Below are 14,371 nucleotides of genomic sequence, written 5' to 3'. Positions count from 1 at the left end.
ATTTTAATTATTATCCATTTTTTAAAAATTATTCATGGATAATTTAGTGGTTATTCTTTTTTTCTTTTTTTAGGGTCAATTGACCCTAAAAATTGGTTTTCAGAATAGCCTCCCGAACTGAAGGAAGTTTTAAATCAGTGTAAAAATCAACACTGATTTAAAACAGAACCAAAAAATATTATTATTTATTAAGGAGGAACATTATGAAAATTAAAAAAATTATCCCATTATTCTTAACTCTTTGTTTAACACTATGCGGCTACTCCACAATTAAAGTTTCGGCAGATACCATTACAAAATATCACAATAATACTGATATAGTTTCACTTATAGTTCCAGATAAAATTTCGTCCTTTGCAAGTCTTAATTTTCAAACATTGATTGCTGGTATAAAAGAATCTCCAGAAAGTTATGGTATACAAAAGGCAATGACAGAAAAACTGTATCTAGGAAATGCTTTTAATATTTTTGAAGATAGACTCAATGTGTTACAAAATCAATCAATATATTATTATCCAATATTATATAACGATGAAATTGTAGCAATTTTTACTGTTGGATTAGATGAAAAAGGAGGGATATATTCAACAATTGGCAAAGATTTTGCTGATAGATTACAATATATTATAGATACCTACAATGATGGTGGTTCATTTGTGTTAATTAGTTCAGATTCTAACATATATGCTCAAAATAAATTAGGTTCCTTTATAGTTTCAGAAGATAATAAGGACAAGCTTCGAAGCTTTGATAAAAGTTCATATAATAAATACCTAGATAAAATAAAGAAATCCTTTCCTAAAAGTTCTCTTATAAATGTAAAAAAAGAATTTAAAACTACACCTAAAAAATCAGATGATACTTATACATCAAAGTCATTGGCTTTAAACTCATCTAAATTAAATAATTTATCTCTTTCATCTACTTGGTTACCTGTTCCAATAGTTAGAAATCAATATGGTTTATGTTGGGCAGCAAGCTGTGCATCAGTATTAAATTATAGACTTTGCACAAATCTTACACCTACTCAGATAGCTGATGACATGCATATGGATTATAATAAAGGTGCAAATATATATCAAATAAGTGATACTCTTAAGCATTATGGTGATAGCAATGCTAGAGGATTGGATAGAATTTTATCCGACAACGAGATTGAAACATATATTAATTTTAATGCGCCTATAATTATGGGAACACACAGTGATATAGGTCCACATGCTACAGTAATTCGTGGGTATATGGTTGGTGATGGATTTATCCAAATTAGTATGATGAATCCAAATCTTGACACGTATCAAGCCGCCTATGCCCAAAATGGATCATACTATTATGTTATGGATAATAATAGATTTGTTTGGAGAGAAACTGCTGTATACTTTTAAATAATAATTAAACTTATACAAAAACTAAGCTGAATTTGTATAGTTGGCAAAAAATAAATATAGCATAATTCTCAAACATCTGTTAAATGCAAGTTATCACACTAAAATACAACAAAGGTGAGAATTATGACATATTCAACTAACCATATTATAACCATAAATGTAGATTTATACAACTTCTTAAATGATGCCAATTGCATTAATTATTTAAATTTCTACTTTGATCACGTTATAAAGCCAGACTCGATTGGTTTCTTAGCCTTAGATGATACAGTAAAATAATTGAATTTATACTAATATTAAATTATTAATCGATTATAAAATTTATTTTGAAAGGAGTTCATTATTATAAAATTAAAAAAATTATTACTTATTTCTCTCTGTATTGCGATACTCTTCTGTGGGTGTGCTTCAAAAAAAGACACCAATCCTCTGCCAATTAAAACGGAGAACATAAAAAAAATTGAGCTTTACGATTCAAGTACTAAATGTAAAGAAGTTAAGGATAAAAATGATATTAAAAAGATTGAAGCTCTAATTAATACAGTAAAAACTAAAGGAAAATGTAAAAACGAGTATTATGGAATAGGTTGTGGTTTACATATAACCTATTCAAATGGTAAGGTGATGAATCTTTCCTTTTTAAGTACTACACTATTTTATTTTAATGATGGTTCCAGTTCTTGTTACTACATCGATAAAGATATTGTTGAGGAACTATTAGCTTACTATAATAAACTATAATTAAAACCGCTTTAGGTTGTTAAGAGTTATGGTTTTTATAAGTGTAAAATCAATATTGCTTTTAATAAAAAAAGTTGTCTAAGGATTTTTATTCTCAGACAACTTTTTATTTACAGCAAAAATAATTTGTAATTAATTAAAGCTCCTTTCCAATCTCTTCAAAAAAATTCTTTATAAAAGCTTCATTTCTTCTAAAGTATGTCCACTGACCTATTCTTTTGCATTCTAATAAACCAGCCTGCTGAAGCATTGATAAATATTCTGAAGTGGTAGATTGTGATAATCCTGATTTTTCTTTAATGCAGCCAACGCATACCCCTTTAGTAAAGTTACTTTCTTCTAAAGAGTGGGATTGCACTGGAAAATACTTATCAGACTCCTTTAGCCATATTAAAATATTTAAACGAGTTTCATTTGATAATGCTTTAAAAATTTTTACGTAATCCATATATTCATTTTAGCCTATTTTTCATATAAGTCAAATTTAAGTGAATACTAAAACAAGAATTATTGACATATAAATAGGTGAGTGGTAATATCTATATATCGAGAAAAATCGATTAATTATATTAGGGAGTGATATAATGGCATATTTAAAGCAAGCTTTAGAAACAAACAAACTAAATTTAAAAAATAGATTGGTTATGCCTCCTATGGCTACTGCAAAGGCTGAATCGGATGGAAGAGTAAGCGAATCCGTATTAGATTATTATGATGAAAAATCTAAGGGAGGATATATAGGACTTATAATAATAGAACATAGCTTTATAACTAAACAGGGAAAGGCAAGCAATAATCAGCTTTCTATTGCTGAAGATTCATTAGTTGAGAAGCTAAAAGCTTTAAGTGAACTTATACATAAGAATGGTTCAAAGGCAGTAATGCAGATAAATCATGCAGGAAGTGCAGCAAGCAGTGAAGTTACAGGACTTGAAGTAGTTGGACCATCAGCTGTCCAGCATTTATGGAAGAAAAACCAATCACAATTGCCTAGAGAACTTACCAGGGAAGAAATAAAGAATATAGTAGAAGAATTTAAAGCAGCAGCTCTAAGGGTAAAGAAAGCAGGCTTTGATGGTGTAGAGATTCATTCTGCTCATGGATATCTTTTAAGTCAATTTTTGTCTCCATTATCTAATAAAAGGACAGATGAATATGGCGGAGATATAGATGGAAGATCAAGAATCCATATTGAAGTCATAAAAGCTGTAAGAGAAGCTGTAGGAGAAGATTTTCCTATCTTATTAAGACTTGGAGCTTCCGATTATACGGAGGGCGGTTTAACTTTAGAGGACAGCAAACTAGCAGTTAAAGAATTTGAAAAGGCAGGAGTAGACATATTGGATATTTCAGGAGGTTTCTGCGGATATAATGTACCTGGAGAGCATAAATATGGTACTTTTACCGAAGATGCTTATGAGATAAAAAAGCTAGTTTCCATACCTGTTATTGTGGCAGGAGGGGTTACCACGCCTGAGCTTGCAGAAGAGATTATTTCTTCAGGAAAAGCAGATTTGCTAGGTGTCGCAAGAGCTATATTGAAGGATTCAAATTGGGCAAAAAATGCTATGGAAATTCTCAAATAAATTATAAGAGGGAGAAAACTAAAAAGCTTTCTCCCTTAATTTATAATTCGCTATTTAGGTTGTTTTCCTATATATGCAAGTATTCCGCCATCTACATAAAGAACATGTCCATTAACAAAATCTGAAGCATTGGAAGCTAGAAATACAGCTGGTCCTATTAAATCTTCTGTAGTTCCCCAACGAGCAGCTGGAGTTCTTCCTATTATAAAATTATTGAAAGGATGGCCTTCTTCTCTAAGAGGAGCTGTCTGAGGTGTAGCAATATACCCAGGTCCTATACCGTTAACTTGAATGTTTAATTCACCCCATTCGGAAGCCAAATTCTTAGTGAGCATTTTTAGTCCGCCTTTGGCAGCAGCATAAGCTGAAACAGTTTCACGTCCTAATTCACTCATCATTGAACAGATATTTATTATCTTTCCGTGCCCTTTTTTTATCATACCGGGAGCCACAGCTTTAGATACTATAAATGGTCCGTTCAAATCTACATCGATAACCTGCTTAAAATCTTTTGCAGACATCTCAAGAGCAGGAATACGTTTAATAATTCCAGCATTATTAACAAGGATGTCAATTGTACCAACCTCTTGTTCAATTTTATCAATAGCCTTATTGACCTGATCTTCATCTGTTACGTCGAAAACATAGCCATGAGCTTTAATGCCTGCTTCTGCATAAGCCGCAAGACCTTTATTTACTAGATCCTGATTAATATCATTAAAAACTATAGTTGCACCAGCACTGGAAAACCCGGTCGCGATAGCTAAACCAATACCATAGGAAGCACCCGTTACCAAAGCAATTTTGCCATCAAGAGAAAAATCTTTTAATATTTCCATAGTTATAACCTCCATAAATAAGTATTTATATTGACAAATATGGATATGTAATATATAAGTACATTATAGCAGATAAAAATTACGAGGACTTGTCATATATTGATTAAAATATTGCATATTTTGAACTAAATAAACCTGAATATAAATAAGTAGGTGGCATTTATGAAATTATTTACATCCTGTAAAAAATCTATAGATTACTGTCTTAAGGAAAAAAGATTTTCTATTGCTCATTTATCAAATGAAGAAAAAACTTTGGACATGCATATTCACGATTGTTTTGAGATATATATATCCCTTTCAGGAAGCAAACATTTTTTTATAGATGATAGAAGCTATGATGTGGAAAAAGGAAATATATTCGCCATAAATCAATATGAAAGCCATTATTTGCTTCATGATAAAGGTGATGATAATGAGAGAATAGTTATTTCTATTTATCCAAAGTATTTGGAACAATTGTCTTCTTCAAATACTGATTTGTGCCAATGTTTCAATAGAAGGGATATAATAGCAAATCATAAAACTGCAGCGGATAACTATCAATTGAATTATATAAGTTCATTGGTAAATAAAATTGTTGTGGCAGAAGGTTTTGGAGCTGACTTAATAGAAGATTCAACCTTTATAGAGCTGCTCATATATATAAATAAATTGTTTATAGAACACAATAAAGAGAATAATGTGCACATAAAGTATCCTAACAATGAACTCATAGAAAATATATTGGAGTATATAAACAAAAATATAAAAAATTCAGTTACCATAGAAGAGATATCGAGAGAACTTTTTATAAGCAGCTCCTACGCCTGCCGCGTATTCAAAAATGAAACAGGTACTACTATCAACAAATATATCACAGCAAGAAAAATTAGCTTATCAAAATCTATGCTGGCTAACGGATGCTCTGTGAAAGAAGCCTGTGAGGGAAGCGGATTTAATGATTATGCCAATTTTATAAAGGTTTTTAACAAGGTGGTAGGAACATCTCCTAAAAAATATGGAAAGAGTAATATGGTGAAAATTATTTAAGCGGGAAATATAAATTGCTATTTTATTTTGGGCTCTGTTTTAAAATGTTATGGCAACATTCTTTTAAGGCAGAGTCTATTCTTGTTGACAAATAAAGTTGAAAAATGTATTATTGTATTAATCGCTTAATACAATAATACATCCTGCAAGAGGTGAGGATTTTGCAATATGAATTTGATTCAAATTTACCTATATACATTCAAATTATAGAAGAGATAAAGAGACAGATAGTTTATGGTGAGAGAAGACCGGGAGAAAAGATAGAAAGTGTAAGAGAGCTTGCTAATATTATGGGAGTTAATCCTAATACAGTTCAAAGAGCTTTTTCTGAGCTGGAGAGAGAAGGCTTGCTTAAAGCAGAGAGAACCACCGGAAGATTTATTACTATAGACGATGGTCTTATAGAAAAAATCAAAAGGGATTCCGTAAAGCAAAACGTAACAGACTTTATTAAGCTTATGTATAAATCGGGTTTCTCTAAGGAAGGCATATTAGATACTCTCAAGAAGTTTTTGGAGGAATATGGTGATGAGTGAACTGCTTAAAATTAAAAATCTATGCAAAAAATATAAATCAAAAATAATTTTAGATGATATATCTTTACAGGTTTCTAGCGGAAGTATAATAGGACTGCTTGGACCAAATGGTGTAGGTAAAACTACCTTGATGAAAATTATTGCAGGATTGCTTCAGGATTATAAAGGTGAAGTTTTAATAGATGATCATAAACCGGGAATTCACACTAAATCAATAGTATCCTATTTACCAGATAAACCTTATTTTAACCAGTGGATGAAGGTACAGGATGTATTAGATTTTTTTAATGATTTTTATGTGGATTTTGATGAGAATAAGGCTAAAGAATTAGTTAAGCTTTTAAATATAAATTTGACGGACGATGTGTCTAAATTATCAAAAGGAACTTATGAAAAAGTTCAATTGATTACCGTTATGTCAAGAAAAGCCAAGCTTTATGTGTTGGATGAGCCATTAGGAGGAGTAGATCCCGCTTCCAGAGATGTCATTATTGATACTATACTTAAAAATTATAATGAAGATAGTTCTGTAATTTTATCTACTCAATTAATACAGGACATTGAAAGAGCCTTTGATAGAATCATAATTCTTAAAGAAGGAAAAGTGTATTTAGATGATGATGTAGACAGCGTAAGAATAAAATATGGAAAATCTATCAATGAAGTTTTTAGGGAGGTTTTTAGATGCTTTTAAAACTTTTGAAATATGAATTTAAAGCTAATTATTTGAAATTTGCTATGATGTTTTCTATATACATCCTCTTATGGCTGGTTTTTATTTTATTCTTTCGCAGCAATAGCGAATTAAATGAAATATTTATGACGATTGGTATAATCACGATAAATGTATTGACCCTTATAACCTTGTTCAATAGATATAATAATAATTTCTATGGAAATCAAGGATATCTGATGTTTACATTGCCCGTAAAGGGAAGAAGTCTGCTCATATCCAAACTCATATCTGCTATAACTTGGATAGCAATAGCTGCAACAATATCTGCCATATCCTTTGTAGTTTTCAACGAAATATATAGTCCCAAAGATATTAAATATATTTTCAGCATATTTAATCACAACAAGCAGACAAGCATAATTTTTGGTGTTAATTATATTATAACTTCTGTGAAATCTCTGCTGGGAATCTATTTAGCTATATCCGTATCAAAGCTCATTCCTTGGAGAAAATTCGGAGTAGTTATAGGGGTTGTTACTTATTTTGCTACTGAACTTATTTCATTAATATATTTTTTGGTATATAAAAAGGGAACAAGTATCTTTGTAGATAGCAATTATATTATACAATTTTCAACGCCAGCTTTTGTTCTAAGCTTTATTATTGATGCTATGGCACTGATTGGTATATTTATTGTCATTTCATATCTGCTTGAGAAAAAAATAAACCTTAAGTAGAAATTTATAAATACTAAATTTAGGGGGTAAATTATGAGAAATTCAATATTAAAAGTAGAAGCATTGAAAAAAGTTATCGGAAAAAGAACCATTGTCTCCGATATCTCCATGGAACTTAAGGAAGGAGAGATATTTGGATTTTTAGGACCCAATGGTGCAGGAAAGTCCACAACTATCAAAATGATAGTTGGTATGTCCAGCATAACTGAAGGTGATGTGAGCATCAATGGGTATTCAGTAAAAGACGATTTTAGAAATGCTATGAAGCATGTGGGAGCAATAGTAGAAAATCCTGATATGTATAAATATATGTCTGGAATGGACAACTTAAGATTATTTGGCAAAATGTATGAAAATGTGGATGAAGCTAGAATTAAAGAAGTTGTAAAAATAGTTGATTTAGAAAGAGCAATAAATGATAAGGTTAAAACTTATTCCTTGGGAATGAAGCAGAGGTTAGGTATAGCTCAAGCCTTATTGCACAATCCTAAGCTGCTAATACTGGATGAACCTACTAATGGTCTCGATCCAGCAGGAATAAAAGAGATTCGAGAGCTTCTCAGACAACTTTCTACTACCACAGGACTTACTGTTTTGGTATCAAGTCATATATTAAGTGAAATGCAGCAGATGTGTGACAGAGTTGGAATAATCAACAAGGGCAGGATTATCACCGTAAAAACTGTAGATGAACTTATAAATATGTCTGGCAAAGATGATAAAAATATTATTGTGTTGGAAACTGATGATAATGAGAAGGCGGTTTCAATTCTTTCAAGTATGGGTATAAAAGGCGAAAATATGGGGGATGGCATTCATGTAGAAATTAAGAGAGATGAAGTGCCTAATATGGTTAAGACTTTAGTAAATGAGAATATAGGTATGTATGCTATGGATAAAAAAGAGCTTCAATCTTTAGAAGATGTGTTTATGCAGCTTACAGGGGAGGGAAAGTAAAATGAGAGATATATTAACATTAATTTCCGTAGAAAATATAAAACTTTGGAAGAGGACTTCTACAAAGGTTATGATAGGTATATTGGTACTTATAACATTAGCAGCTACAGGTATATATAAGTATTACGCTGCGTCCAACAAACTTTCTACTGTTAATACCGTTTCTGCTACCTGGAAAGAAGATTTAAGCAAACAGCTTCAAATGGAGAAAGAAAGCTTGAAGCAGCTGGAGCAGTCTGACAGCAAGAGCTCAAAAATGACTATAGGGAGTCTTAAAAAGCAAATAGCTGAAGATGAATATGCAATAAATAATAATATAGCGCCAGAAAGTAAGACTAGCATATGGACAATGGTAACTAAATTTGACAGCAATGCAGGCTATGGAAGAGTTATTGCTTTATTCCTTATAATAGCTTGCTCAGCATTGGTAGCTGGAGAATTTTCAGAAGGCACCATGAAGATGATGATTTCAAGACCATATTCAAGGAGTAAGATAATTACCGGAAAACTTATAGCAACTTTACTATATGGAGTTGTACTTTTGTTAATAACATTTCTATTAAACTTTATTATGCTTGGCATATTCTTTGGCTTTAATGGACTTGGTGCGAAAGAGATGCTTTGGACAACAAGCAAAATAATATATATGCCTGGGATATTAAGTACACTCATAGTATTTGCTCTAGATTTTCTTCAGGTTATAATGTTTGTAATATTAGCTTTTGCTATTTCTACTTTAGCAAGAAGCCGTTCCATAGCTACAGGCTTCTCCTTGTTTATGCTTTTGTTTGGATCAGGCATAATTCAGCTCCTAGCCGTATATTTTAGCTGGGGTAAATATCTTCCTTTTGCTTCTACCGATTTTTCGGGATTGGTAACTCAGGGAAGTACCATATATGATATTGGTTTAGGATTCTCAATTGTATCATTTTTAATATATACCATAGTTATGGCGATAATAGGATATATAGGATTTAGGAAGAGAGATATCTAGAATAATCATAAATTAAAGGAAAACAGCTCTTTTGTAGGGCTGCTTTTTTATATAAAATCTATTGACAATATTATTCAAATGGTGTACCATGTGTACTAGTGAACTAGTTGACATAGTACACTTCATACTGATAATAATTTTAATAGGGGGTAAATTATGAGAGAAGCTATATTAAAAGTTGAAGGGTTAAAAAAGGTTATTGGCAAACGTACTATTGTTTCAGATATCTCTATGGAGCTTGGAAAAGGAGAGATATTTGGATTCTTAGGACCAAATGGAGCAGGAAAATCTACAACTATTAAAATGATAGTGGGATTATCCTCAATAACTGAAGGGGATATACAGATAAACGGATATTCAGTAAAGGAGGATTTTAAAAATGCCATGAGGCATACTGGAGCAATCGTTGAAAATCCCGATTTGTATAAATATATGTCTGGAATGGACAACTTAAAACTTTTTGCAAAGATGTATGATGACGTAGATGAAAAGAGAATAAAAGAAGTAGTTAAAATTGTGGATTTGGAAAGGGCTATAAAAGATAAGGTTAAAACCTATTCTTTAGGAATGAAGCAGAGACTTGGTATAGCTCAGGCACTTCTGCATAATCCTAAGCTTCTTATATTAGATGAACCTACTAATGGTCTTGATCCGGCAGGAATAAAAGAGATTCGTGAGCTGCTTAGAAAGCTTTCTTCTGAAACTGGACTTACAGTGCTTGTTTCTAGCCATATATTATCAGAGATGCAGCAAATGTGTGATAGAGTAGGGATAATAAATAAAGGAAGAATTGTTACAGTAAAATCAGTGGAGGAGCTGGTTAACATGTCTCACGCAGGAGACAAAAACATTCTAATTTTAGAAACTGATGACAACGAAAAAGCATTTTCACTTCTTTCAAATATGGGTATAAAAGGGGAATTACTTGGAGATGGAATTCATGCAGAAATAGATAAAGATCAGGTCCCTAATATGGTTAAAGCATTGGTAAACAACAATATCGGTATATATGCCATGAATAAAAAGCAGCTTCAATCTTTAGAAGATGTATTTATGGAACTTACAGGGGAGGGAAAATAGTCATGAGGGGATTTTTTACACTTGTTTCAATAGAAAATACTAAGCTTTGGAAGAGAATATCTACAAAGGTTATGCTGGGAATGCTAATATTTATTTTACTGTTAGCAACAGGCATATATAAATATCATAAAGTGAGTACTCATCAATCCAATACTATTAAAGTGGAAGATACTTGGAAGGAAAGCTTAAAGGAAGAATTAAATCAAGAAAAGCTTCAGGAAAAACAGCTGGAAGCCTCAGGTGACGCTAGCGCTAAAATTCAGCTGGGCGGTCTGAAAAAAAGCATAGCTGAAGCAGAATATAGAATAAATAATAATATAAAACCAAATGAAAAAAGTACTGTATGGGATATGATGTCAGAATTTAATATGAATAGTTTGATTGCATTATTTGTAATTATTTCTTGTGCTACTTTAGTAGCTGGGGAATTTACTGAAGGAACTATGAAAATGATGATTTCAAGACCTTATTCCAGAAGACAATTGCTAAGTGCTAAATTTGTGGCTACTATAATATATGGGTTGGAGCTTATGGCCGCAGCGTTTGTACTAACTTTTGTACTAGTTGGCATATTGTTCGGCTTTAATGGTGTAGGAGCTAAGGATATGTTTTGGACTACTAGTAAGATAATATATATGCCTGCAGCTTTAAAAATGCTTATACTTTATCTCTTAGATTTTTTGCAAATACTTTTATTTGTAGTACTTACTCTTACTCTATCAGCCGCTACGAGATCTCGTTCCATAGCTACAGGATTTTCACTCTTTATGATTCTTGCAGGAGTACAAATCTTACAGATGTTAGCCTTATATTTTAGCTGGGGAAAATATCTTCCTTTTATTGCTAATGATTTTTCTGGGTTAGTGAACAATGGTTCTCGTATTTATGGAATTAATATGAGCTTTGCATTAATATCTTCATTGATATACGGCATAATAATTTGTGCTTTGGGATATTTTATATTTAGAAAAAGGGATGTATAATCAATCTGCAATTTCCAATTGTAAATTGCAAGTTATAAATTCTAAGTAACAGCTTCAGTGAATTGTAAAGCTTCTTCAAACAATGTATAATTTTAATATAGATTGTTATAAATAAGTGTAAAATAAACACTTATTTATAGCTTTCGTAAGGATATTGTTTAAAAAGGAGAATAACATGATAAGAGAAGCTCAGGTAAAAGATATAAAAGATATTTTGGAGATATACAATGATGCGATATTAAATACTACAGCTATCTATTCTTATAAACCACATACAATTGAGCAGAGAACAGAGTGGTTCAATGAAAAGAAAAAAGAAGGTTATCCTGTTTTTGTGTATGAAGAAGATGGAAAAGCTGTAGGCTTTGCAACCTATGGACAATTTAGACCTTGGCCAGCCTTTAAATATTCCATTGAACATTCCATATATGTTCACAAGGCTTATAGAAACAAAGGAATTGCTAAAGCTTTGATGCAAAAGCTTATTAAAGCTGCTGAGGAAGAAGGCTATGCTATAATAGTTGCAGGAATAGATTCAGCTAACAAAGGAAGTTTGCTTATGCACGAAAAGCTAGGCTTTAAGCATGTTGGTACAATAGAAAAAGCTGGTTATAAGTTTGACAGATGGCTGGATTTAGTATTTTATCAGCTTAATTTGTCTGGACCTAAAAATCCAACTGAAGAATAATTATTATAGGAGTATACAATGGAAAAATATTTTAATGTAGATATGGAAGCAGTGATATTTGATTTAGACGGAACTCTTTGGGACGCTACAGAGACTACTTTTCAGTCATGGAAGCATGTAATGGATTCTCATAAAAATGTAACCACTCCACTTACCAAGGAGCTTTTAAAAAGCTACATGGGATTACAGCTTGATGAGATAGCAAGAAGGCATATGGGATACATAGAAGAGGCTGAAAGATTAAAAATAATTGAAGAATGCAGCGATTATCAAAATGTTATTTTAGAAAAGCAGGGAGCTATTCTTTATCCTAATTTAGAAAGTACCTTAAAGAAACTACATGAAAAAGTAAAATTATTTGTTGTAAGCAACTGCGGAAATGGATATATAGAGGCTTTTATTAAAGCTCATGGCTTTGAAGATTATTTTGATGATTTTGAATGTCCTGGGAGAACTGGTCTGTCCAAAGCAAAAAATATAAGAGTCGTAATGGAAAGAAACAATATTAAAAACGCAGTTTATCTAGGAGATACTCAGAAGGACGCTGATTCTGCTGAAGAAGCGGAGATTCCTTTTATATATGCAAGATATGGATTTGGAGAGGTTAAAAACTATAAATATTATATAGATGAATTTCAGCAATTATTGAAGTACTTTGATTAATTTAAATAAAAGATGAGGATTAGGAGAGCTTATGGTAAATTATATTTTATTGTTCAGGGCTTTAATAATTGGGCTTGTTACAGGAATAATTATAGCTATACCAATAGGTCCTTCGGGGATAGAATCAGTAAGATGGACTATCAGTAAAGGGTTTAAAAAAGGAATTTGGGTTGCTGTAGGTTCAGTAATTGCGGATACCTTTGACGTGGTTTTGATTAATTTTGGATTATTGAATTGGATAAAAACTAATAAAACCTTAGAAATTATATTTTGGATAGTTTCTGGAGCAGTAACATTTTTTATAGGTATAAGAGCGATAATGGAAAGTAAAAAAGTATTAAAAGAACCAAAAGAAACGGAAGTAAGTGATAAGGTAAAATCTTTGCCGCTGTTTACAGGTTTTATAATCAATATTACTTATCCAATGACGCACCTTTCCTGGCTTGCCTTTAGCACAACTTTTATAGCAGTATGGAGACACATAAGCTTCGGTGCTTATGTAACTTTTGTAGTATCAATGCTTAGCGGCATAATGATATGCCTTACCATGATAAATATTTTAGCATCAAAAGGGAAGAAAGTGGCTAAGCAGAGCAATAGCAGCAAATTTGCTGACTTGCTGGCTTATGGGATAGCTATATTAGGAATTATATTTTTTACTTATGGTATATTTAAACTAGTAACCCTTAGAAGCTACATAAATTTATAGAAATATATTGAGGCGGTGGAAAATCACCGCCTTATTTTGCATTGCAGACATTATAAATATGAATGTTAAGAATTTTTTAAGAAATAAAATATGAATTTTTAAAAAGTTATTAGTATAATTAACATTAAGAGATTATGACCAAAATTCATTTCAGGATAAAATAATTTTGGGGGTATAGGGGTTATGAGAGGTAAAAATAAATTAAAGGTGAAGCTGCTTACTATTTTAACTATAAGTATTCTTGTTATGGTGCTTATAATTATAAAGAAGAATTTTATAAGCAGCAGCAATAATCAATTAAGAAATGATATGTATAATTATTTGAGTAATAAGGGGAATAGAATTAATGTTTATAACTCTGCTGTTAAATTAAATGGAAACAGTTCTGCTAATACCTGTGTATACTTTGTATCAGAGGTGCTCAGAAAAAATGATGTTAATATACCTGGAAGTGTCTGCAATACATCACAGCTTATTTCATATTTAAAGGATAAAGGCTGGAAGAAAAACACTGACTATAAACAGCTTAAGCCTGGAGATATATGCTTTACTACTGATGAAAGTGGTAACAAAGATGGTATTCCAAGTCATACATATATATTTATGAAATGGGCAAAAGAGGGAGACTATGGATATGCCTACGTTTGTGATAATCAAGCTAAAGATTATGAAAATATGGTATATCACACTAGAAATGTTAAAGATGTAGGATATATTAAAAATATAAAAAAAGATGCTTTTAGCTTCTTTATGGAGTGATAG

17 protein-coding genes are annotated in these 14,371 nt (G+C 31.5%); 15 read left to right on the top strand and 2 right to left on the bottom strand.

From position 1 onward, the window contains the following. Positions 1 to 203: 203 nt before the first annotated feature. Both IAI10_RS03420 and IAI10_RS03415 read left to right on the top strand, forming a co-directional pair. Positions 204 to 1,385: a papain-like cysteine protease family protein gene (locus IAI10_RS03420; protein WP_315671893.1), complete on the top strand. Its 1,182-nt coding sequence runs from the start codon at positions 204 to 206 to the stop codon at positions 1,383 to 1,385. A gap of 126 nt (positions 1,386 to 1,511) precedes the next feature. Then, a complete protein-coding gene (locus IAI10_RS03415; protein WP_315671892.1) occupies positions 1,512 to 1,667 on the top strand; it encodes a hypothetical protein in 156 nt (51 codons plus the stop codon). A 598-nt stretch (positions 1,668 to 2,265) separates the two neighbouring features. On the opposite strand, the gene IAI10_RS03410 is transcribed toward IAI10_RS03415, so the two are convergent. Next, the gene (locus tag IAI10_RS03410) at positions 2,266 to 2,577 is read right to left on the bottom strand and encodes a helix-turn-helix transcriptional regulator (protein ID WP_315671891.1); all 312 of its coding nucleotides are present in this window, start codon (positions 2,575 to 2,577) and stop codon (positions 2,266 to 2,268) included. Positions 2,578 to 2,713: 136 nt separating this feature from the next. Between IAI10_RS03410 and IAI10_RS03405 the strand changes: the two genes are divergently transcribed. Next, entirely contained in the window at positions 2,714 to 3,715 is a 1,002-nt protein-coding gene (locus tag IAI10_RS03405; RefSeq protein WP_315671890.1) for an NADH:flavin oxidoreductase, read from the top strand. A gap of 50 nt (positions 3,716 to 3,765) precedes the next feature. On the opposite strand, the gene IAI10_RS03400 is transcribed toward IAI10_RS03405, so the two are convergent. After that, on the bottom strand, positions 3,766 to 4,554 hold the full coding sequence (locus IAI10_RS03400; RefSeq protein WP_315671889.1) for a gluconate 5-dehydrogenase: 789 nt from the start codon (positions 4,552 to 4,554) through the stop codon (positions 3,766 to 3,768). A gap of 162 nt (positions 4,555 to 4,716) precedes the next feature. Between IAI10_RS03400 and IAI10_RS03395 the strand changes: the two genes are divergently transcribed. The 12 genes from IAI10_RS03395 to IAI10_RS03340 all read left to right on the top strand — a co-directional run bounded on the left by IAI10_RS03395 (position 4,717) and on the right by IAI10_RS03340 (position 14,368). After that, the gene (locus IAI10_RS03395) at positions 4,717 to 5,586 is read left to right on the top strand and encodes an AraC family transcriptional regulator (RefSeq protein ID WP_315671888.1); all 870 of its coding nucleotides are present in this window, start codon (positions 4,717 to 4,719) and stop codon (positions 5,584 to 5,586) included. Between the two features lie 161 nt (positions 5,587 to 5,747). Continuing rightward, the gene (locus tag IAI10_RS03390) at positions 5,748 to 6,122 is read left to right on the top strand and encodes a GntR family transcriptional regulator (RefSeq protein WP_396334335.1); all 375 of its coding nucleotides are present in this window, start codon (positions 5,748 to 5,750) and stop codon (positions 6,120 to 6,122) included. After that, a complete protein-coding gene (locus IAI10_RS03385; protein ID WP_315671886.1) occupies positions 6,115 to 6,816 on the top strand; it encodes an ABC transporter ATP-binding protein in 702 nt (233 codons plus the stop codon). Before IAI10_RS03390 ends, IAI10_RS03385 begins: the two co-directional genes overlap by 8 nt. After that, a complete protein-coding gene (locus tag IAI10_RS03380; protein WP_315671885.1) occupies positions 6,807 to 7,535 on the top strand; it encodes a hypothetical protein in 729 nt (242 codons plus the stop codon). The genes IAI10_RS03385 and IAI10_RS03380 overlap by 10 nt, the downstream gene beginning before the upstream one ends. A gap of 33 nt (positions 7,536 to 7,568) precedes the next feature. Beyond that, positions 7,569 to 8,492, top strand: a complete 924-nt coding sequence (locus IAI10_RS03375; protein ID WP_315671884.1) for an ABC transporter ATP-binding protein — start codon at positions 7,569 to 7,571, stop codon at positions 8,490 to 8,492. 1 nt (position 8,493) lies between these two features. After that, positions 8,494 to 9,486: an ABC transporter permease subunit gene (locus IAI10_RS03370; RefSeq protein ID WP_315671883.1), complete on the top strand. Its 993-nt coding sequence runs from the start codon at positions 8,494 to 8,496 to the stop codon at positions 9,484 to 9,486. Between the two features lie 156 nt (positions 9,487 to 9,642). Beyond that, complete coding sequence (locus IAI10_RS03365) at positions 9,643 to 10,566, top strand: ABC transporter ATP-binding protein (protein ID WP_315671882.1); 924 nt, start codon at positions 9,643 to 9,645, stop codon at positions 10,564 to 10,566. Positions 10,567 to 10,568: 2 nt separating this feature from the next. Then, complete coding sequence (locus IAI10_RS03360; protein ID WP_315671881.1) at positions 10,569 to 11,549, top strand: ABC transporter permease subunit; 981 nt, start codon at positions 10,569 to 10,571, stop codon at positions 11,547 to 11,549. Positions 11,550 to 11,724: 175 nt separating this feature from the next. Next, positions 11,725 to 12,237 carry a GNAT family N-acetyltransferase gene (locus IAI10_RS03355; protein WP_315671880.1) on the top strand — a complete coding sequence of 171 codons (513 nt, stop codon included), beginning with the start codon at positions 11,725 to 11,727 and terminating at the stop codon, positions 12,235 to 12,237. A gap of 18 nt (positions 12,238 to 12,255) precedes the next feature. Beyond that, positions 12,256 to 12,900 (top strand): HAD family hydrolase, encoded by a 645-nt coding sequence (locus tag IAI10_RS03350; RefSeq protein WP_315671879.1) that lies wholly within the window; start codon positions 12,256 to 12,258, stop codon positions 12,898 to 12,900. Positions 12,901 to 12,931: 31 nt separating this feature from the next. Beyond that, a complete protein-coding gene (locus IAI10_RS03345; RefSeq protein WP_315671878.1) occupies positions 12,932 to 13,609 on the top strand; it encodes a LysE family transporter in 678 nt (225 codons plus the stop codon). A gap of 183 nt (positions 13,610 to 13,792) precedes the next feature. Then, positions 13,793 to 14,368 (top strand): hypothetical protein, encoded by a 576-nt coding sequence (locus IAI10_RS03340; protein ID WP_315671877.1) that lies wholly within the window; start codon positions 13,793 to 13,795, stop codon positions 14,366 to 14,368. Positions 14,369 to 14,371: the final 3 nt, after the last annotated feature.

The organism is Clostridium sp. 19966, from assembly GCF_032335695.1.
Taxonomy (GTDB): domain Bacteria; phylum Bacillota; class Clostridia; order Clostridiales; family Clostridiaceae; genus JACTOJ01.
This window is presented reverse-complemented; position numbering and strand designations above follow the sequence as displayed.